The 20,677-nt window shown below is 67.2% G+C and carries 17 protein-coding genes and 2 tRNA genes; 10 read left to right on the forward strand and 9 right to left on the reverse strand.

Going from position 1 to position 20,677, the window contains the following annotated elements:
* The first annotated feature begins 245 nt into the window (after positions 1-245).
* The 7 genes from ABQE44_RS11620 to pknB all read left to right on the forward strand — a co-directional run bounded on the left by ABQE44_RS11620 (position 246) and on the right by pknB (position 9,896).
* Positions 246-1,685, forward strand: a complete 1,440-nt coding sequence (locus ABQE44_RS11620) for an FHA domain-containing protein (protein WP_448429892.1) — start codon at positions 246-248, stop codon at positions 1,683-1,685.
* A gap of 122 nt (positions 1,686-1,807) precedes the next feature.
* On the forward strand, positions 1,808-2,275 hold the full coding sequence (locus ABQE44_RS11625) for an FHA domain-containing protein FhaB/FipA (protein WP_448391504.1): 468 nt from the start codon (positions 1,808-1,810) through the stop codon (positions 2,273-2,275).
* On the forward strand, positions 2,272-3,831 hold the full coding sequence (locus ABQE44_RS11630) for a PP2C family protein-serine/threonine phosphatase (RefSeq protein ID WP_448391505.1): 1,560 nt from the start codon (positions 2,272-2,274) through the stop codon (positions 3,829-3,831). The genes ABQE44_RS11625 and ABQE44_RS11630 overlap by 4 nt, the downstream gene beginning before the upstream one ends.
* Positions 3,828-5,240 (forward strand): peptidoglycan glycosyltransferase RodA, encoded by a 1,413-nt coding sequence (locus tag ABQE44_RS11635; RefSeq protein ID WP_448429894.1) that lies wholly within the window; start codon positions 3,828-3,830, stop codon positions 5,238-5,240. Before ABQE44_RS11630 ends, ABQE44_RS11635 begins: the two co-directional genes overlap by 4 nt.
* Positions 5,237-6,712, forward strand: a complete 1,476-nt coding sequence (gene pbpA, locus ABQE44_RS11640; protein ID WP_448391507.1) for a D,D-transpeptidase PbpA — start codon at positions 5,237-5,239, stop codon at positions 6,710-6,712. Before ABQE44_RS11635 ends, pbpA begins: the two co-directional genes overlap by 4 nt.
* Complete coding sequence (locus tag ABQE44_RS11645; RefSeq protein WP_448391508.1) at positions 6,709-8,025, forward strand: protein kinase domain-containing protein; 1,317 nt, start codon at positions 6,709-6,711, stop codon at positions 8,023-8,025. The genes pbpA and ABQE44_RS11645 overlap by 4 nt, the downstream gene beginning before the upstream one ends.
* Positions 8,022-9,896 carry a Stk1 family PASTA domain-containing Ser/Thr kinase gene (gene pknB, locus ABQE44_RS11650; RefSeq protein ID WP_448391509.1) on the forward strand — a complete coding sequence of 625 codons (1,875 nt, stop codon included), beginning with the start codon at positions 8,022-8,024 and terminating at the stop codon, positions 9,894-9,896. Before ABQE44_RS11645 ends, pknB begins: the two co-directional genes overlap by 4 nt.
* Here the strand turns inward: pknB and ABQE44_RS11655 are convergent.
* The gene (locus ABQE44_RS11655; RefSeq protein ID WP_448391510.1) at positions 9,874-10,578 is read right to left on the reverse strand and encodes an aminodeoxychorismate/anthranilate synthase component II; all 705 of its coding nucleotides are present in this window, start codon (positions 10,576-10,578) and stop codon (positions 9,874-9,876) included. The genes pknB and ABQE44_RS11655 overlap by 23 nt on opposite strands.
* Positions 10,579-10,601: 23 nt before the next feature.
* Complete coding sequence (locus ABQE44_RS11660; protein WP_448391511.1) at positions 10,602-11,369, reverse strand: DUF881 domain-containing protein; 768 nt, start codon at positions 11,367-11,369, stop codon at positions 10,602-10,604.
* An 83-nt stretch (positions 11,370-11,452) separates the two neighbouring features.
* Between ABQE44_RS11660 and crgA the strand changes: the two genes are divergently transcribed.
* Entirely contained in the window at positions 11,453-11,716 is a 264-nt protein-coding gene (crgA, locus tag ABQE44_RS11665; RefSeq protein WP_448391512.1) for a cell division protein CrgA, read from the forward strand.
* 154 nt (positions 11,717-11,870) lie between these two features.
* Positions 11,871-12,293 carry a PH domain-containing protein gene (locus tag ABQE44_RS11670; protein ID WP_448391513.1) on the forward strand — a complete coding sequence of 141 codons (423 nt, stop codon included), beginning with the start codon at positions 11,871-11,873 and terminating at the stop codon, positions 12,291-12,293.
* 50 nt (positions 12,294-12,343) lie between these two features.
* Here ABQE44_RS11670 and ABQE44_RS11675 read toward each other — a convergent pair whose 3' ends face one another.
* Positions 12,344-12,871 carry a peptidylprolyl isomerase gene (locus ABQE44_RS11675; RefSeq protein WP_448391514.1) on the reverse strand — a complete coding sequence of 176 codons (528 nt, stop codon included), beginning with the start codon at positions 12,869-12,871 and terminating at the stop codon, positions 12,344-12,346.
* A 108-nt stretch (positions 12,872-12,979) separates the two neighbouring features.
* Here ABQE44_RS11675 and cwsA point away from each other — a divergent pair, with 108 nt between their 5' ends.
* Positions 12,980-13,411 (forward strand): cell wall synthesis protein CwsA, encoded by a 432-nt coding sequence (cwsA, locus tag ABQE44_RS11680; RefSeq protein WP_448391515.1) that lies wholly within the window; start codon positions 12,980-12,982, stop codon positions 13,409-13,411.
* Between the two features lie 19 nt (positions 13,412-13,430).
* Here cwsA and ABQE44_RS11685 read toward each other — a convergent pair.
* From ABQE44_RS11685 to gyrB, 6 genes are all read right to left on the reverse strand, one after another.
* Positions 13,431-13,503: transfer RNA gene (locus tag ABQE44_RS11685), tRNA-Ala, on the reverse strand.
* The gene (locus tag ABQE44_RS11690; protein ID WP_448391516.1) at positions 13,494-13,625 is read right to left on the reverse strand and encodes a hypothetical protein; all 132 of its coding nucleotides are present in this window, start codon (positions 13,623-13,625) and stop codon (positions 13,494-13,496) included. The genes ABQE44_RS11685 and ABQE44_RS11690 overlap by 10 nt, the downstream gene beginning before the upstream one ends.
* Positions 13,626-13,641: 16 nt before the next feature.
* Positions 13,642-13,715: transfer RNA gene (locus ABQE44_RS11695), tRNA-Ile, on the reverse strand.
* A gap of 55 nt (positions 13,716-13,770) precedes the next feature.
* The gene (locus ABQE44_RS11700) at positions 13,771-14,646 is read right to left on the reverse strand and encodes a DUF3566 domain-containing protein (RefSeq protein ID WP_448391517.1); all 876 of its coding nucleotides are present in this window, start codon (positions 14,644-14,646) and stop codon (positions 13,771-13,773) included.
* 27 nt (positions 14,647-14,673) lie between these two features.
* Complete coding sequence (gene gyrA / locus ABQE44_RS11705) at positions 14,674-18,447, reverse strand: intein-containing DNA gyrase subunit A (protein WP_448429896.1); 3,774 nt, start codon at positions 18,445-18,447, stop codon at positions 14,674-14,676.
* A 20-nt stretch (positions 18,448-18,467) separates the two neighbouring features.
* Positions 18,468-20,504: a DNA topoisomerase (ATP-hydrolyzing) subunit B gene (gene gyrB / locus ABQE44_RS11710; RefSeq protein ID WP_448391519.1), complete on the reverse strand. Its 2,037-nt coding sequence runs from the start codon at positions 20,502-20,504 to the stop codon at positions 18,468-18,470.
* Positions 20,505-20,677 lie beyond the last annotated feature (173 nt).

Genomic DNA, 20,677 nt, shown 5'->3' on the forward strand with positions numbered 1-20,677 from the left:
GAGCCTATCACGCAGGCGCCCCGGCCCTTCAACCGTACCGATGGTCTCATCCGGCCCGCCACCTACACCAAAGCCACCCCCGCCCGGCCCGCTGAGCTGCACAAACGCGATTCTCAGAGTTCTGGTGGTCCCGCAGGCCTGCGCTTGGCCGATACCATGCAACTGAGCGATGTGCCCGGCGACACGCTGGTGTACATGGTCGTGTGCAGGATCGACGGGTACCAACGAGTGAGGCGGGCGGTGACATGGGTCTGGTCGACCGCATCGAGCGCAAGCTCGAGTCGACCGTCGGCGACGCGTTCGCCCGGGTGTTCGGCGGGGCGATCGTCCCGCAGGAAGTCGAGGCGATGCTGCGCCGCGAGGCCGACGCCGGTGCTCGTGAAGTGCTCGGAGGCCGGGTTTTGGCTCCGAACGACTACGTCATTACGCTCAGTGTGCCTGACTACCAGAAGGTGAGCGCCGACCCCGACCTGACCTCAGCGACTTTCGCCAAGCACTTGGAGGGCTACATCCATGAGCAAGGATGGCAAACATATGCTGACGTCGTCGTCAGGTTCGAACAGTCTTCCAACCTGCACACCGGACAGTTTCGCGCGCGTGGTGCGGTCAATCCTGACGCAACCGCTGGCGAGCCCGCCCCACCACCTCGAGACCTTTCGTCTAACGCAGAATCAGGAGTACCACCGATGAGCGACAACCCGAGCTACCGCGGCGGTCAGGGACCGGGGCGGGCCGCCGACGAACCCTACGACGACCGGTACAGCCGGCAGCCGGACGACCGGCCGCAGGATCCGCGGGGCCAGTACGTGCCGCCGGACCAGGGCGCCTACCCGCCGCCCCCGCCTCCCCCGGGCGATCAAGGCTATCCCCCACGCCACGGTGGCGGCTACCCCGACCAGGGCGGCTACCCGGACCACGGCGGCTACCCCGAACAGGGCGGCTATCCCGACCAGGGTTATCCGCCGTCGGCCTACGAGCAGCGCCCGCCCGCCGGCTACGCGCCGCCCGCCGCCGGCGGCTACCCCGATCAGGGCTACCGTCAGCCGCCCCCGAATTACGGCCCGCCGCCCGGCGGTCAGCCCGGCTACGGCCCGCCGCCCGCCGACTATGACTACGGCCGCGGACCCGCCCGCCCCGACGAGGGCTACGGCCGGCCCGAACCGCGTCCCGGCTATCCGGACCAGGGCTACCCCGAGCAGGGCGGCTACCCGGACCAGGGCGGCTACCGCGGCGGTTACGGACGCCAGGACCAGGGCTACGCTCCGCCCGACTACGGCCGCTACGGCGAGCCCGCCGGCGGCTACGCCGAACCCGGTTACGGCGAGCCCGCGGGCGGCGGCTACGACTACGGTCAACCCGGGTACGGCGCCGGCTACGGACAGCCCGATTACCCCGCCGCGACCGCCGTCACGTTGCAGCTCGACGACGGCAGCGGCCGCACGTACCAGCTGCGTGAAGGCTCCAACGTCATCGGCCGCGGCCAGGACGCGCAGTTCCGGCTGCCGGACACCGGGGTGTCCCGTCGTCACCTGGAGATCCGCTGGGACGGTCAGGTGGCCCTGCTGTCGGACCTCAACTCCACCAACGGCACCACCGTGAACAACGCACCGGTGCAGGAATGGCAGCTGGCCGACGGTGACGTGATCCGCCTGGGCCACTCCGAGATCATCGTCCGCGTGCACTAGAGAACGTCCGTCAACTGAGGGCGAAGCTGCGCGCTTCACCCTCACGTAGAGGGGTGTCCAAGTATCGTGACGTTGCGCCGGGACGGCCAGAACGGGATGGGGACGGACGGAGAGGACGTCAGATGCAGGGGTTAGTGCTGCAGCTGACGCGCGTCGGCTTTCTGCTGCTGCTGTGGCTGTTCATCTGGTCGGTGCTACGGATTCTGCGCACCGACATCTACGCGCCCCCGGGCACGGTCATGGTGCGCCGCGGGCTGCCGCTGCGCAGGTCGCTGCTGCCCAGCCGGGGCCGTCGAAATGTCGCCCGCCACCTGATCGTCACCGAGGGCGCGCTGGCCGGCACCCGGATCACCCTGGGCAGCCAACCGGTGCTCATCGGGCGCGCCGACGACTCCACCCTGGTGTTGACCGACGACTACGCCTCGACCCGGCATGCCCGGCTGTCGCCTCGAGGTTCGGACTGGTACGTCGAAGACCTAGGATCGACCAACGGCACATACCTTGACAGGGCGAAGGTGACGACGGCGGTACGGGTTCCGATGGGCACACCGGTTCGGATCGGCAAGACGGTAATCGAGCTGCGCCCGTGACACTGGTGCTTCGATACGCCGCGCGCAGCGACCGCGGCCTGGTCCGGGCGAACAACGAAGACTCGGTCTACGCCGGCGCGCGTCTGCTCGCGCTGGCCGACGGCATGGGTGGGCACGCGGCCGGCGAGGTGGCCTCCCAACTGGTGATCGCCGCGCTGGCCCATCTCGACGACGACGAGCCCGGCGGCGACCTGCTCTCTCAGCTCGACGATGCGGTCCGGGAAGGCAACGCAGCCATCGCCGCTCATGTCGAGGCCGACCCCGAACTCGAGGGCATGGGCACCACGCTGACCGCAATCTTGTTCGCGGGCAACCGACTTGGTCTCGTGCACATCGGCGACTCGCGCGGCTACCTGCTGCGCGACGGGGAACTCACCCAGATCACCAAGGACGACACTTTCGTTCAGACGCTGGTCGACGAGGGTCGCATCACCGCCGAGGAGGCGCACAGCCATCCGCAGCGGTCGCTGATCATGCGCGCGCTGACCGGCCACGAGGTCGAGCCGACGCTGATCATGCGCGAAGCCCGCGCCGGCGACCGTTACCTGCTGTGCTCCGACGGGCTGTCCGACCCGGTCAGCCACGACACCATCCTGGAAGCGCTGCAGATTGCCGACGTCGGCGAAAGCGCCGACCGGCTGATCGAATTGGCGCTGCGCGGCGGCGGCCCGGACAACGTCACCGTCGTGGTCGCCGACGTCGTCGACTACGACTACGGCCAGACCCAGCCGATTCTGGCCGGCGCGGTGTCCGGCCACGACGACCAGGTTGCCCCGCCCAACACCTCCGCGGGCCGCGCGTCGGCGTTCAACCCGCGTCGCAACGAGGCTAAACGCGTTCTGCCCCAAGAAGAGGAGCCGACGCGCCCGCCGCGGTCACGGCGCCGAATCTTCATCGCCGCGACGCTGGTGGTGCTGGTGGTGGTGGCCGGTCTGGCCATCGGCCGCGAAATCGTGCGCAGCAATTTCTACGTCAGCGACCACGACGGCGTCGTGTCGATCATGCGCGGGGTGCCGACCTCGTTTCTCGGCTACTCGCTGCATGAACCGTATCGGCAGGGTTGTCTGACCCCGTTCAACCAACTCACCCTCATCAGCCCCGGCCAGGATCCGCGGGACTGCGAACTGTTCCGGGTCTCGGACCTGAAGCCCTCTGAGCAACAGCAGGTCATGTCGGGTCTCCCGACGGGGTCTGAAGACGAGGCCATCAACCAGATCAGCCAACTGGCCCGCGACTCGCTGCTGCCGGTCTGCCCGACGCCAGCCCCGCCGCGACCGACCACCACCGTGCCACACTCCCCTGAGGCGACGAATTCCCCTGGGCTGCCCAATGTTCCGCGCCAGCCGACTCCAGAGACCCCGCGCACAGCCCCGCCACCGCCCCCGCCGTCCCCGACCGAAGCTTCACCCCAGCCAGCGCCCGAGTCTCCGAAGCCGTCACCCGCGCCGCCGGCGACCGACACACCGCCGCCGCCTCCCCCGCCGGCGCCTCCGACCGTCACCGCGCTGCCACCTCCGCCGCCGGAACCGGGCGTAACCTGCCGGGAAGCGGCATGACCACACAGCCGCAGTCCGCCGTCTCCGTGGTGCCGCCGCTGCCCAACCGGCGCAACGCGGAACTGTTCCTCCTCGGGTTCGCCGCGCTCATCACGACGATCGCGCTGCTGCTGGTCGAAGCCAACCAGGAACAGCGCCTGCGGTGGGAGTTGGCGCAGTACTCCGTCGCCTATCTCGCCTTGTTCACCGGTGCTCATCTGGCGGTGCGGCGGTTCGCCCCGTACGCCGACCCGCTGCTGCTTCCCGTCGTGGCATTGCTGAATGGCCTGGGGCTAGTGATGATTCACCGGCTCGACCTCAGCGAGGGCGAGACCATCCGAAATGGGCTGGGCGGCACGGCCAACCAGCAGATGCTGTGGACGCTGGTCGGGGTGCTGGGCTTCTCGTTCGTCGTCGTGTTCCTGCGCGACCACCGTCTACTGGCGCGCTACGGCTATCTCTGCGGGGTCACCGGGCTGATCCTGCTGGCCATCCCCGCGGTGCTGCCCCGCTCGATATCCGAGCAGAACGGCGCGAAGATCTGGATTGAGTTGCCGGGCTTCTCAATTCAGCCCGCCGAATTCTCCAAGATTCTGCTGCTGGTGTTCTTCGCCGCGGTGCTGGTCAACAAGCGCAGCGTGTTCACCAGCGCGGGCAAGCACTTCCTGGGCATGGACCTGCCCCGACCGCGGGATCTGGCGCCACTGCTGGCCGCGTGGATCGCCTCGGTCGGCGTGATGATCTTCGAAAAAGACCTGGGCACTTCACTTTTGCTGTACGCATCGTTTCTGGTGCTGGTCTACATCGCCACGGACCGGCTCAGCTGGATGGTTATCGGGTTGGCCCTGTTCGCCGCGGGAAGCGTTGCGGCCTATTACCTTTTCGACCACGTACAGGTGCGGGTGCACAACTGGCTCGACCCGTTCTCCGATCCCGAGGGCGCCGGCTATCAGATGGTGCAGTCGATGTTCAGCTTCGCCACCGGCGGCATCTTCGGCACCGGTCTGGGCAACGGGCAACCCGGCACCGTGCCCGCCGCGTCGACCGACTTCATCATCGCTGCCGTCGGCGAAGAACTCGGGCTGGTGGGCCTGGCCGCCGTGCTGATGCTCTACACGATCGCCATCATCCGCGGGCTGCGCACCGCGATCGCCGTGCGGGACAGCTTCGGCAAGCTGCTGGCCGCCGGGCTGGCCTCCACGCTGGCGATCCAGTTGTTCATCGTGGTCGGCGGGGTCACCAAACTGATTCCGCTGACCGGCCTGACGACACCGTGGATGTCCTACGGCGGTTCGTCGCTGGTAGCCAACTACGTGCTGCTGGCGATCCTGGTGCGGATCAGCCACTCCGCGCGCCGCCCGCTGGTCAACAGCCCGCACAGCGCGACTCCGATCGCCGCGGCCGGTACCGAGGTGATCGAGAAGGTATGAACACCTCACTGCGCCGCATCGCCGTCGCCGTCATGGCGCTGGTGGTGTTGCTGCTGGCCAACGCCACCGTCACCCAGGTTTTCACGGCCGAGGGCCTGCGCTCGGATCCGCGCAACCAGCGGGTGCTGCTCGACGAGTACTCCCGGCAGCGGGGTCAGATCTCGGCAAGCGGCCAACTGCTCGCCTACTCGGTGTCGACCAACGGCCGGTTCCGGTTCCTGCGGGTGTATCCCGAACCGTTGGTGTACGCGCCGGTCACCGGCTTCTACTCGCTGCGCTACTCCAGCACCGGCCTGGAACGCGCCGCGGACTCGGTTCTCAACGGCTCAGACCAGCGGCTGTTCGCCCGTCGGCTGGCCGACTTCTTCACCGGCCGGGACCCGCGCGGCGGAAACGTCGACACCACCATCAACCCGCAAGTGCAACAAGCCGCGTGGAACGCGATGGAAGACGGCTGCGCCGGCCCGTGCAAGGGTTCGGTCGTCGCGATCGAACCGTCGACCGGAAAGATCCTCGCGATGGTGTCGTCGCCGTCCTACGACCCCAACCTGCTGGCCACCCACGACATGGACAAGCAGGCGGCGGCCTGGCAGCGGCTGCGCGACGACCCCGACTCCCCAATGCTGAACCGCGCGATCTCGGAGACGTATCCACCCGGTTCGACGTTCAAGGTCGTCACCACGGCCGCGGCGCTCGCACACGGCGCCTCCGAGGACACCCGGCTCACCGGCCAGGCCCAGATCCAACTCCCGGACAGCACCGCCACTTTGGAGAACTACGGCGGCTCGGCGTGCGGGTCGGGCGGGACCGTTACCCTGCGCGAGGCGTTCGCGCGGTCGTGCAACACGTCGTTCGTCGAACTGGGCGTCGACACCGGCGCCGACGCGCTGCGTTCAACCGCATTGGGCTTCGGCATCGGCGCCCCTCCCCCGCTGATCCCGCTTCAGGTCGCCGAATCGACGGTCGGTCCGATCGTTGACGACGCCGCGCTGGGCATGTCGAGCATCGGGCAGAAAGACGTCGCCCTCACCCCGCTGCAGAACGCGGTGGTCGCCGCCACGATCGCCAATAAAGGCGTGCCGATGCGGCCGTATCTGGTCGATAGCCTGAAGGGACCCGACCTGTCCAACATCGCCACCACGGCGCCTACCGAAGAGCGGCGGGCGGTGTCGCAGCAGGTCGCCGATACACTAACGGATCTGATGGTCGCCGCCGAGCAGGTGACGCAGCAGAAGGGAGCCATCGCCGGCGTGCAGATCGCATCGAAGACCGGCACAGCGGAGCACGGAACCGATCCGCGCAACACCCCGCCGCATGCCTGGTACATCGCCTTCGCCCCGGCGCAGGATCCCAAGGTGGCGGTCGCGGTGCTGGTCGAGAACGGTGGCAACCGGCTGTCGGCCACCGGTGGCGCGCTGGCCGCCCCGATCGGGCGTGCGGCGATCGCTGCGGCGCTGCGAGGTGGCTCATGAGCGCGCGCGTAGGGGTGACGCTGTCGGGTCGCTACCGGTTGCAGCGGCTCATCGCCACGGGCGGCATGGGTCAGGTGTGGGAAGGCGTCGACTCCCGGCTGGGTCGACGCGTGGCGATCAAGGTGCTCAAGGCCGAATACTCCACCGACGCCGAATTCGTCGAACGTTTCCGGGCCGAGGCGCGCACCGTCGCGATGCTCAACCACCCCGGCATCGCCGGTGTGTACGACTACGGCGAGACGGAGATGGACGGTGAGGGCCGCACCGCCTACCTGGTGATGGAGCTGGTCAACGGGGAACCGTTGAACTCCGTGCTCAAACGCACCGGGCGGCTGTCGCTGCGCCACGCCCTCGACATGCTCGAGCAGACCGGCCGCGCGCTGCAGGTCGCCCACAGCGCCGGGCTAGTACACCGCGACGTCAAACCGGGCAACATTCTGATCACCCCGACGGGGCAGGTGAAGCTCACCGACTTCGGCATCGCCAAGGCCGTCGACGCCGCGCCGGTCACCCAGACCGGCATGGTGATGGGCACCGCCCAGTACATCGCGCCCGAGCAGGCGCTCGGCCACGACGCGACAGCGGCCAGCGACGTCTACTCGTTGGGTGTCGTCGGCTACGAATCGGTGTCGGGGAAGCGGCCGTTCACCGGCGACGGCGCGCTGACCGTGGCGATGAAGCACATCAAGGAGACGCCGCCGCCGCTGCCCGCCGATCTGCCGCCCAACGTGCGTGAGCTGATCGAGATCACCCTGGTCAAGAACCCCGGCATGCGGTACCGCTCCGGCGGCGCGTTCGCCGATGCCGTCGCCGCCGTGCGCTCGGGCCGGCGCCCGCCGCGGCCAAACCAGGCGCCGTCGCTCGGCCGGGCCGCACCCGCGGCGGTGCCGTCGGCCGCCCAGGCCCGCGCCGCGGCGGATATGACCGGCCGCGCACCGGCCACCGCTGCGCGTCCCCGCCCGGTCACCGGCAGCCACCGCACTCCCCCGCCGCGAAGCACCTTCTCCTCCGGGCAGCGGGCGCTGCTGTGGGCCGCCGGGGTGCTGGGCGCGCTGGCGATCGTCATCGCCATCTTGATCGTGCTCAACGCCCAAGACCGCCGCGACCGGGAGAACCAGCCGCCGCCGACGATCACCACCACGATCACCGAGACGACGCCGTTCTCACCGACCGCGATGGCACCTGCGCCGGGAGACGACGGTCATGTCAACGAGGAATTGCGGGTAACCCGACACGATGTGCTCGCATCGGCCCCCGAGGCGTGGCAGCCGCAGACCCAGCGACAGACCGTTTCAGAACAGACACCGCAATGACCACCCCTCCGCACCTGTCCGACCGGTATGAACTCGGCGACATCCTCGGCTTCGGCGGCATGTCCGAAGTCCATCTCGCGCGTGACACGCGGCTGCACCGGGACGTCGCGATCAAGGTGCTGCGCGCCGATCTGGCCCGTGATCCCAGCTTCTATCTGCGGTTCCGTCGGGAGGCGCAGAACGCCGCCGCGCTGAACCACCCCGCGATCGTCGCGGTCTACGACACCGGTGAGGCCGAGACGCCGACCGGGCCGCTGCCCTACATCGTGATGGAGTACGTCGACGGCGTGACGCTGCGCGACATCGTGCACAACGACGGCCCGATGGAGCCCAAACGCGCCATCGAGGTGATCGCCGACGCCTGCCAGGCGCTGAACTTCAGCCACCAGCACGGCATCATCCACCGCGACGTCAAACCCGCCAACATCATGATCAGCAAGACCGGCGCGGTGAAGGTGATGGACTTCGGTATCGCCCGCGCGCTGGCCGACTCCAGCAGCGTCACCCAGACCGCGGCGGTGATCGGCACGGCCCAGTACCTGTCCCCCGAGCAGGCCAGCGGCAACTCGGTCGACGCCCGCTCCGACGTCTACTCGTTGGGTTGTGTGCTTTACGAAATCCTCACCGGGGAGCCACCTTTCGTGGGTGACTCGCCGGTTGCGGTGGCTTATCAGCATGTGCGGGAGGATCCGGTCCCGCCCTCGGAACGCAACCCCAACGTGCCGCCGGAACTGGATGCGGTGGTGCTCAAAGCGCTGGCCAAAAACCCCGACAACCGCTACCAGACCGCCGCGGAGATGCGCGCGGATCTGGTTCGGGTGCACAGCGGCGAACAGCCCGACGCCCCGAAGGTGCTGACCGACGCCGAACGCACCTCGCTGTTGGCGGCGTCCTCGGGACACGACCGCACCGAACCCATCGACGACGTGGCGCGTCCGCTACCGGACTACGAGGAGCGTGAACGACGCGGATCGGTGGGCCGCTGGCTGGTCGCCGTCGCCGTGCTTGCGGTGCTCACCGTCGTCGTGACGGTGGCGATCAACATGTTCGGCGGCGAGACCCGCGCGGTGCAGGTGCCCGATGTGAGTGGGCAGGCCAGCGCCGACGCGATCGCCGAACTGCAGAACCGCGGCTTCAAGACCCGCACGCAGCAGCAGCCCGACTCCACCGTGCCGCCCGACCACGTGATCAGCACCGAACCGGGTGCCAACAGCTCGGTGGCCGCCGGTGACGAGATCACCATCAACGTCTCCACCGGACCCGAACAGCGCGAAATCCCCGACGTCAGGAACCTGTCCTACGCCGATGCGGTGGAACGGCTCACCGATGCGGGCTTCGAGAGTTTCAAATCGTCCACATCGCCGTCCACGCCGGAGATGAAGGACAAGGTGCTGGGCACCAACCCGCCCGCCAACCAGACGTCGGCGATCACCAACGAGATCACGATCGTGCTCGGGTCGGGTCCGGAGAGCAGGTCCGTCCCCGACGTGGTCGGCCGCACGACGGCGAGCGCCAACCAGATCCTCAACGCAGCGGGCTTCACCAACACGGTGCCCGTCGAGGTCGACAGCACCGAGCCGCAGGGTCAGCTGGTGGGCACCGTGCCCTCGGCCGGCCAGACGGTTCCGGTGGACTCGGTGATCCAGTTGCAGGTCTCGCGAGGCAACCAGTTCGTCATGCCGGACCTGGCCGGCCAGTTCTGGACCGACGTCGAACCGCGGCTGCGCGCACTGGGCTGGACTGGCGTGCTCGACAAGGGCGCCGACATCCCCAACAGCGGCCAGCGGACCAACGCCGTCGTGCGTCAGAGCCCCGCGCCGGGCACCGGGGTCAACTTCGGCGCGACTATCACGCTGAGCTTCGCGTCGTAGCCGCCGCCACGGACCCTGATGTCGCCGCCCCAGCGGCTCCGGCGGCGGCTACTTCCAACTCGAGCCGGCGCACCAGTCCTTCTGCCGGTGCCGCGCCGCAGCAGCCGAGCCAGTTGGCGAGCATCCGGTGACCGCCCTCGGTGAGGATCGACTCGGGATGGAACTGCACCCCGTGGATCGGCAGCGCGACATGGCGCACCGCCATCACGACACCGCCGTCGGTACGCGCGATCACCTCGAGTTCAGCGGGCATGGTCTCGGGCAGGATCGTCAGCGAGTGATACCGCGTCGCGGTGAACGGATTCGGAAGTCCTTGCAGCACACCGGTGTTGGTGTGGTGTACCACACTGGTCTTGCCGTGCAGCAGTTCGGGTGCGCGGTCGACCGTAGCGCCGAACGCCACCCCGATGGCCTGGTGGCCCAGGCACACACCGAGCAGCGGGGTCTTCGCCGTCGCGCAGGCCGTCACCAACGGAATCGAGGCGCCAGCCCGCTGCGGGGTGCCGGGTCCGGGGCTCAGCAGCACACCGTCGAAGGTCTCGGCGGCGCGCGCGACGTCGGCGTCAGTGCCCAGGCGCTCGTCGTCGTTGCGCCAGACTTGCACGTCCACACCAAGCTGGCCCAGATACTGCACCAGGTTGAACACGAAGCTGTCGTAGTTGTCGACGACCAACACCTGCATCAGCCAAGGCTACCTAGTACGGATCAGTAGCCGACGGGTCCCAACGGTTTGGCGTACTGCATCCGCACCGGTTGCTTGTGGCCGACCACCTCGACCGAACTGCGGGGCTCCTCGGAGTAGCCCAACCCGAAGCGCACGACGTACTGCCGGTACAGCTTGACCAACGGCGACGCGGCCAGGGCGGCCTGCATCGCGCCGGAGTCGCCGATCGCGGTGATGACGTACGGCGGGCTGTAGGTACGTCCGTTGAGCAGCAACGTGTTTCCCACACAGCGCGGCGCCGACGTGCCGATGATGCGCTGGTCCTGCATCTGGATGCCCTCGGCGCCTGCACTCCACAGCGCGTTGAGCACGGCGTCGATGTCCTGCTGGTGCACGACGAGGTCGTCGGGGGAGGCGTCGCGCGGGAAGCGGCCTTCGGCGTCGCGCTGGGCATCGTTGAGGGTGACGACCAGACCCGGACCGCGCATCGGTTCCAGCCCGGCGCCGACGCCGAGGCGCTCGGTTCTGGCGGTGATGGCGGCCAGGGCCGCATCGGTGCCCGGGCTGCCGCCGTGGTGGCTGTCGAGCGTCTCCGCCAAAGTGTCCCGTTCGGCGCTGAGGCGGTCCACCGAGTGCTGGGTTTCGCGGACGAGGTCGACGAGCCGTGGGGCGTCGCTGCGCCGGATCTCGTCGCCGCCGGATACGCCGTGGGTGGCGGCGAGGAGTATCCCGGCCAGCAGGCAGATCACTGGGACGCCGAAGCGCCACGCGCTGCGCGTGCGCGCTGGCGGGGGAGCGGTGGGCTCCATCGGCTGGTCTCCTCCGGATCGTCGCTGCGATAGGCTAGCTACATCGTCGCACCGTGTGACCCCGATTTCTCGCGAAGGTACCCATGCCCAAGTCCAAGGTTCGAAAGAAGAACGATTTCACCATCAATCCGGTGAGCCGGACCCCGGTCAAGGTCAAGGCCGGCCCGTCGAGCACCTGGTTCGTGGTGTTGTTCATCAGCTTGATGCTGATCGGCCTCGTCTGGCTGCTCGTCTTCCAGCTCGCCGCGTCCGCTATCCCGTTCATGGCCGACCTCGGCCCGTGGAACTATGCGATCGCCTTCGCCTTCATGATCACCGGTCTTTTGCTCACGATGCGGTGGCGCTGAGGCGCGTCGCCGTCAAATGAATTCATCTTGGTCATTTGGGGTTCGCCCGCCAGCAACTTCGCTGTCACCGGATCACACTGATGTGATTCATCCCCATTGGGGATAGCACTTGTGGATAACCTCATTCCCGGCGGTGAGAGGGTGTTAATTACCCGTGCAGCAAACTGAATGGAGTCCGCCGCCGCTTGGAATCGCAGCGTGCGGCATAGCCGGGCTTATCTTGGCTATCAGCGTTGTGACCGTGGTCACAGACCCGCCGGGGCGGCTTCTCGGGGGCGTAGCCGCCGTCGGATTGTTGGTGTTCGCAACGATGTCGTGGCGTGCCCGGCCCAAGCTGGCAATTACCAGCGACGGTCTGGTGTTTCGCGGCTGGACCGGCACCCGGCACCTGCAGCGCGGTGACATCCGGCGCATCCGGATCACCGAGTTCCGCCGCCTCGCCCGAAAGCAGCGGTTGCTCGAGATCGACACCACCGACGATCGGCTGCTCGTGTTCACCCGATGGGATCTGGGCACCGACCCGCTGGACGTGCTCGACGCGCTGACCGAGGCCGGCTATGCGGGCGGCCCCGCGTGATTTCGGCGCGCTGACGGACCGCTACGGGGCATGAGCGCGCCGAAATCGCCCTAGCTGATGGTGATCGAGTCGATGACGACCGGGTCGGTCGGTCGGTCGTTGCGGTCGGTCGAGGTCGTGGCGATCGCATCGACCACCTTCTGCGACTCGGGGTCGACGACCTCACCGAAGATGGTGTGCTTGCGGTTGAGGTGCGGGGTCTTGCCGACCGTGATGAAGAACTGCGATCCGTTGGTGCCCGGGCCGGCGTTGGCCATGGCCAGCAGGTAGGGCTTGTCGAACTGCAGCTCGGGGTGGAACTCGTCCTCGAACTTGTAGCCTGGTCCGCCGCGGCCGGTGCCGGTGGGGTCGCCGCCCTGGATCATGAAGCCGGAGATGACGCGGTGAAAGACCACGCCGTCGTAGAAGGGCCCGGACGTGCCGCCCGATGCGTTCTCGCCGCTGTAATCCCTGGTGCCCTGCGCCAGGCCGACGAAGTTGGCGACCGTCTTGGGGGCGTGGTTACCGAAGAGTGCGATCTTGATGTCACCGCGGTTGGTGTGCAGCGTCGCGGTGGCTGTCTGAATGGGGCTCGTCACGAGAAATCAGTCTGCCACGCGCGGTCCGGCGGCCAACCGGGCACCGCTGGATAGCCGGGGATGGCAGGCTGGTATGGACCTGCCGACGGGTGATGAGAGAGGCCGAAGATGCGCGCGAAGACACAAGACCGGTTGACTCCCCGCGAGCGGTTGAACCGCGGACTGATGTATTCGGCGGTCGGCCCGGTCGACGTCACCCGCGGTGCGGTGGGCCTGGGGATCAGCGGCGCGCAATCGTCGGCGCACTGGGTGGGGGAGCGCTACCGCCAGGGCCGTCTCAAGGATCAGTTGAGCAAGGACCTGGCCGCCGCTCAAGAGACGATAAGCGCTGAGTTGGCCGCCGCCCAGGAGGTGGTGTCGGGGCTGCCGGAGGCGTTGAACAAGGCCCGGGCGCGGCGCCGACGTCGACCGCTGCTGTTGGCTGCGGCGGGCGCGGTGGTGCTGGCCGGGGGAGCGGTGGCCTTTTCGATCGTTCGCCGGTCGAGCCGGCCCGAGCCCTCACCGTTGCCGCCCAGCGTCGAAGTGGCGCCGAAACCGTAGTCGGCGCAGGACATTTGCGTGGAGCCTAGGAGAATCGAACTCCTGACATCTACCTTGCAAAGGTAGCGCTCTACCAACTGAGCTAAGGCCCCGTGATCGGTTCGGCGGGCGCGTCGGCTGCCACGTGCCATACCTCGACGCCGTGCCGCGATCGCCACAACGTGACGGCCACCGCCGCGACGATCCCGGTGGCGGCCAACAGCGCCAGCCTCATGGTGTGAACCTTTCCGTGGGGCTAGGAGGACTCGAACCTCCGACCTCTTCGTTATCAGCGAAGCGCTCTAACCGCCTGAGCTATAGCCCCGTATGCCGTCTGGCCGAGCGACGAGATTACCGCAACCCTAAGCCGCTACCCAAACTCAATCCCGATCGGCGAGGGTGACCTCGACACCGCCGACCAAGTCGGTCGTCAGGTTGTAGACGAACGCACCCACCGTGGCCATCGCGGTCAGCAACACGATGTTCACCAAACCGATCAACGTCGCGCCGCCGAAGATCGTTCCGCTGGACACCAACTCGCCGCCGGAGGTCCCGCTGGCGCTGGTGAGCAGGTCGCCGACGTTGCTGTTGAGTTTGCTCCACACGCCCATGCCGCCGAGCGCCAGGTACAGGAACGCGACGGCGATCATCCACACGAAGAACAGCGCGACCGACAGCACCAGCGACACCTTCAGCGTGCTCCACGGGTCGATGCGCCGGATCTGCATGCTGGCCCGCACCGGTCCGTGGTGGCGGGTGCCGACCTGGATGCGGCTGGTGGGACCCGCCGGCCGGTGGGCCGGTTCTGCCGTGGACCGCTCCGCGGCCGGTTTCCGCGGTGTCGGACGCGGCACCGGACCGGACAGGTCGGGCAACTCGCTGCTATAGGCCTCCGGGGTCGGCTGCCGCGTCTCGGGGCCGCCCGGCCGGGTTTCGGGCCCGGGTTGCCGGGCCTCGGGCCCCTGCCGGCCATCCTCGCCAGCACCCTCCGGTGCGTCACCGCGGGCGTTGGGTCCCCGGCCAGCCACCGGACGTCGACGCGGCGGACCCTCCGGCGGCCGTTGCGACGTATTCGCGCCGCGAGCCGCACCCTGGCCTCGCTGCCACGGCGGTGCGTCACCGCGGTCGGAAACGCCTGGCCGCGACGCTGCCGCGCCCAGCGCCCCGCCGTCGTGGCCGGGGCCGCCGGCTGAGCCGTTGGGGCCACCGGGACCATCGACCGCGCGCGGGTGTCCCGGCTCGTTCGGTGAACTCACCTACGGCTCCTCACTGGTGACGGGCGCTCAAGCTCCGGGGTCGGTGTTGACCTCATCGGTGCTGTCACCTTCCTCGGCGTTGCGCGCGATGGCAACCAGTGTGTCGCCCTCACCCAGGTTCATCAACCGAACGCCCTTGGTTTGCCGCCCGGCCTTGCGAACCTGGCGAGCCGCCGTCCGGATGACGCCTCCACCCGAGGTGATGGCGTACAGCTCTGTGTCGTCATCGACGATCAACGCACCGACAAGGGTGCCACGACGTTTGTCGTACTGGATCGTCAGCACCCCTTTGCCACCGCGGCCCTGCACTGGGTACTCCTCGATCGCCGTGCGTTTGGCGTACCCGCCCGACGTCGCGACCAGCAAATACGTATCCGGGCGCACCACGTTGAGCGACAGCAGCTGGTCGTCGGTGTTGAACCGCATGCCCTGCACACCGGAGGTGGCGCGGCCCATCGGCCGCAGCGCCTCATCGGTGGCCGAGAACCGGATCGACTGGCCCTTGGCCGATACCAGCAGCAGGTCGTCGTCGGCCGAGCACAACACGGCGCCCACCAACTCGTCGCCGTCGCGCAGGTTGACCGCCACGATGCCGCCCGACCGGTTGGAGTCGAACTCGGTGAGCCGGGACTTCTTCACCAGCCCGTTGCGGGTGGCCAGCACCAAGTAGGGCGCATCCTCGTAGGTCTTGATCTGGATGACCTGCGCGATGCGTTCCTCGGGCTGGAATGCCAGCAGGTTGGCGACGTGCTGGCCGCGCGCGGTGCGCGACGTCTCCGGCAGGTCGTAGGCCTTCGCGCGGTATACGCGGCCCTGGGTGGTGAAGAACAGGATCCAGTCGTGCGTGGAGCAGACGAAGAAGTGGTTGACGATGTCGTCCTGTTTGAGGCCGGCGCCCTGCACTCCCTTACCGCCGCGCTTCTGGCTGCGGTACAGGTCGGTCTTGGTGCGCTTGGCATAGCCGGTCTCGGTGATCGTGACGACGACGTCCTCGCGGGCGATCAGGTCTTCGTCGCTGACCTCACCGTCGGCAGGCACGATGCGGCTGCGGCGGTCATCGCCGTACTTGTCGACGAGTTCCTTGAGCTCATCGCGCACGATGGCCCGTTGCCGCTCGGGCTTGGCCAGGATGTCTTCCAGATCGGCGATCTCGGCTTCGATCTTGGCCAGATCGTCGACGATGCGCTGGCGCTCCAGGGCGGCCAGCCGGCGCAGCTGCATGTCCAGGATGGCCTGGGCCTGGATGTCGTCGATGTCCAGGAGCTCGATCAGGCCTTGGCGCGCGATGTCGACGGTTTCCGAGGCCCGGATCAACGCGATCACCTCGTCGAGGGCGTCGAGCGCCTTGACCAGGCCACGCAGAATGTGCGCCCGTTCGTTGGCCTTACGCAGCCGGTAGGTGGTGCGCCGCACGATGACGTCGAGTTGATGGTCGACGTAGTACCGGATCATCTGATCCAGGCGCAACGTGCGCGGCACCCCGTCGACGATCGACAGCATGTTGGCGCCGAAGCTGGTCTGCAGCTGGGTGTGCTTGTAGAGGTTGTTCAGCACCACCTTGGCCACGGCGTCGCGCTTGATCTCGATGACGATGCGCAGACCCACCCGGTCGCTGGACTGGTCCTCGATGTTGGCGATGCCGGCGAGCTTGCCGTCGCGGACCTGCTCGGCGATCGAGGTGATGAAGTTGTCGTGGTTGACCTGGTACGGCAGCTCGGTGATGACGATGCCGGTGCGGCCGCGGCTGTCCTCTTCGATCTCCACGACGCCGCGCATCCGGATCGACCCGCGCCCGGTGGTGTAGGCGTCCGTAATGCCTTGGGAGCCAACGATCAAACCGGAGGTGGGGAAGTCCGGACCCTTGACACGTTCGCAGACGGCCGCCAACGTGGCTTCCTCGTCGGCGTCGAAGTTGTCCAGGCACCAGTACACCGCGTCGGCGAGCTCACGCAGGTTGTGCGGCGGAATGTTGGTGGCCATACCCACCGCGATGCCGCCGGACCCGTTGGCCAACAGGTTGGGGAACCGGCTCGGCAGCACCGTCGGTTCTTGCACCCGGCCGTCGTAGTTCGGAACGAAATCGACGGTCTCCTCGTCGATTTCCCGGAGCATCTCCATCGCCAGCGGGGTCAGCCGCGCCTCGGTGTTGTGGCTGACGAACCCGTTGGTGATGAATGAATGGTCATCGGTGTCAACACGCAGGCTGTAGACCGGCTGCACTCCGGCGTCCGTCACCGAGGCCACGCGAGCGTAGTAGAACCGGCCGTCGGTGAGTTCCGAGGCGATCGCTTTCACGTCGGTGTCCGCGATACGGCCGAGTATCTCGGCGCGGTCGCGCTGCCAGCGGGACTGCCGGTCGATGTTGTGCCTGTTGAGCCAGTCCTTGTCTATCCACCGGCTGCGGCAGTGTGTGCGGATGAACTTGGCGAGGCCTGGGACATGATCGCCATCCAGCCCTGCGGCGTTCGCCGGCAGCGCCGCAAGGAGCCCTTGCAGCTTGGACTGTTTCGCTCCACCGAAACCGACCTGGGCCGCGAACATTTCAGCGTGTGCACGGTTCGTGATGACGACTTTGTGCTCACCCGTCGCATGCAGATAGCGCCGTGAGATCACTCCGAACTCCAACAGCATCTGCTGGATATCCTTGGCAAGCCGCCCACTTCGGGTTGAGTACGAGACCTGGATTATGTTGCGCGGCAGGGCCGAACATGATCCATCGCCTTCGAACAGTGCGCCAAGGAATGCGCGTTTGACCGCCGCCGGGCTATGCCAGAGCCACTCGGGGACGGCTTTCTCCGTCGACCGCTGACCCATGAGCTCGCCCAGGCGGCTGTGCCGGAGCGCATCCGTGTTCTGGACATCGAGTTCGAACAGATTTGCTCCGGAAGCAATTGTCCGCTCGGAGACATACCGGGGGCCGCCCACGACGGCGTCATAGGCACCCACCACCATGTTGAAGTAGTCGCGGTCCAGGTTGTTGAACCCAGCACGCTTCTCCGAGACGAAACCCTCGCTGATGAAGGCGCCGAACAGGAGTGCCTCCAGGGTGTCGTGCCAGTCACCCGGCGGTCCGAACTCCGCCGGCGGCGTTCTCTGGATGACCACCCGGTCGTCTGCACGCACTTCTTCGATGAGCTTCCACAGCAGAGTCGGAACGCCTGCCACATCCACCAAGCACAGAATCGGATGGTTGGCAGTCCCGGTGACCTCGTAGCCCTCGGCGGTCCGAACGGTGTAGGTCTGATGCTCCCCGGAGTGGAAAAGGCGGTCGGCCAGGACTGGGTTACCGTGGCGGTCCAGCACCTTGGCGTCGACCACATTGTCGGAGTTCGGCCGAACACCGGGAACGATCTCCGCAATCCGGACCGACTGTCCAAAGGGCAGCCGCACCAACGCATCTCCGGTCACGCAGTATCTCATCGCGGCCGGCGGGTCGTTGCCTGGCGAACCGAAGTTGCCCTGGCCGTCGACCAGCGGATAGCGCAGCGACCACGGCTGAGCCAGCCTAACCAGGGTGTCGTAGATCGACGCGTCGCCGTGGGGGTGGTAGTTACCCATCGTCTCGGCAACGGAGCGCGCGGATTTCGCGTGGCTGCGGTCCGGGCGAAAACCCGAGTCGTACATCGCGTAGAGCACCCGGCGGTGCACCGGCTTGAGCCCGTCACGCACCTCGGGCAGCGCGCGGCCCACGATCACGCTCATTGCATAATCGATGTAGCTGCGCTGCATTTCCTGCTGGATGTCGACCGGTTCGATGCGGTCGCCTGCTTCGTCGCCGGGAGGCAACGTGGTGTCAGTCATGAAATGAGTCCTATGGCTAGTTAAACGTCAAGGAAACGAACGTCTTTGGCGTTGCGGGTGATGAAACTTCGGCGCGCTTCCACGTCCTCGCCCATCAGCACCGAGAACAGCTCATCAGCGGCTGCCGCGTCGTCCAGGGTGACCTGGCGCAGGATTCGCGTGGAGGGATCCATCGTGGTCTCCCACAGTTCCTTGGCGTCCATCTCGCCAAGACCCTTGTACCGCTGGATGCCGTCGTCGACGTTGATCTTCTTACCCGCTTGGCGGCCCGCCTCGAGCAGGGCGTCGCGTTCACGGTCGGAGTACGCGAACTCCGGCTCGCTGCGCTGCCACTTCAGCTTGTACAGCGGCGGCTGCGCCAGGTACACATGGCCGTTTTCGATGAGCGGTTTCATGAACCGGAACAGCAGCGTCAGTAGCAGCGTGGCGATGTGCTGGCCGTCGACGTCGGCGTCGGCCATCAACACGATCTTGTGGTAGCGCAGCTTGGCGAGGTCGAACTCGTCGTGGATACCGGTGCCCAGCGCGGTGATGATCGCCTGCACCTCGGTGTTCTTCAGCACCCGGTCGATACGTGCCTTCTCGACGTTGATGATCTTGCCGCGCAGCGGCAGAATCGCCTGGAACATCGAGTCGCGGCCGCTCTTGGCCGAGCCGCCTGCCGAATCACCCTCCACCACATAGAGTTCGGACTTGCTCGGATCGGTGGATCGGCAGTCGGCCAGCTTGCCGGGCAGCCCGCCGAGGTCGGTGGCGCTCTTGCGACGCACCAGCTCGCGTGCCTTACGCGCCGCGATGCGCGCCTGCGCAGACGAGACCGCCTTGTTGACAACGGTTTTGGCTTCAGATGGGTTGGCTTCGAACCAGTGGCTCATCTGCTCGTTGCAGATCTTCTGCACAAACGACTTCACCTCGGTGTTGCCGAGCTTGGTCTTGGTCTGACCCTCGAACTGCGGCTCAGCCACCTTGACCGAGATGACCGCGGCCAGGCCTTCGCGAATGTCGTCGCCGGTGAGGTTGGGATCTTTGTCCTTGAGCAGCTTCTTGTCTTTGGCGTACCTGTTGACCACGGTGGTCAGCGCGGCGCGGAAACCCTCTTCGTGGGTGCCGCCTTCGTGGGTGTTGATGGTGTTGGCGAAGGTGTGCACCGACTCGGAGTAGCCGCCGTTCCACTGCATGGCGATCTCGACCTCGTGGCCTTCACCCTTGCCGCCGAAGTCGATGATGCTCTGGTGGATCGGCGATTTGGTCCGATTGATGTGTTTGACGAAGTCGACCAGCCCGCCGGGGTAGTGAAACGTCCGATGCTTGACCTTGAACGGCTCGGCCGCCTCGGCCGCCTTCTCCTCGGCGGACTTGGGCGCCTCGGCGACGTCGCTGACCACCTCGTCGGTGACCTCTTCTGCCCGCACCCGCTCGTCGACCAGCGAGATCGTCAGCCCCTTGTTCAAGAACGCCTGCTCCTGCAGGCGGCGCGCGACGGTCTCGAAGTCGTACTCGGTGGTTTCGAAGATGTCCGGGTCGGCCCAGAACCGCACCGTCGTCCCGGTCTTGTTGGTCTTGCCGCCCTGCTTGAGCTCGCCGGGTACCGACCGGTCGTAGTACTGGAACCACTCGTAGCCGTCGCGGAAGATCGTCACCTCCACCCGGGAGGACAGCGCGTTGACCACCGAGACCCCGACACCGTGCAGGCCGCCGCTGACCGCGTAGCCGCTGTTCTCGCCGCCGAACTTGCCGCCGGCGTGCAGCTGGGTCATCACCACGTCGACGGTGGGGATGCCAGCTTGTTTGTGCTTGGCCACCGGGATGCCACGACCGTCGTCGGTGACCTCGACGCTGCCGTCGGCCAGGATCTTGACGTCGACTTTGGTGGCGTAGCCGGCCATCGCCTCGTCGATGGAGTTGTCCACGACCTCCCAGATAAGGTGGTGCAGGCCGCGTTCACCGGTCGAGCCGATGTACATACCCGGACGTTTGCGGACGGCCTCGAGCCCTTCGAGAATGGTGATCGCATCGGCGCCGTACTCGTTGGGAGCACTCTTCTTCTGGGCAGCCACGTTGGACGGGTCTCCTTGGGGTTCAAATGCGGGCGGTCGAGCACCGCCCACCGATTCTGTGGAACAGTCTACCGGGAATGACCGTCAGGACCGACTCTGAGGGGGCGTTTCTACACACCTATTTGCGTCGCCTGTGGAATTTTTTGCCTTGAGGTGCCTCATGACGCTTCAGA

The organism is Mycolicibacterium sp. XJ2546 (assembly GCF_053483195.1).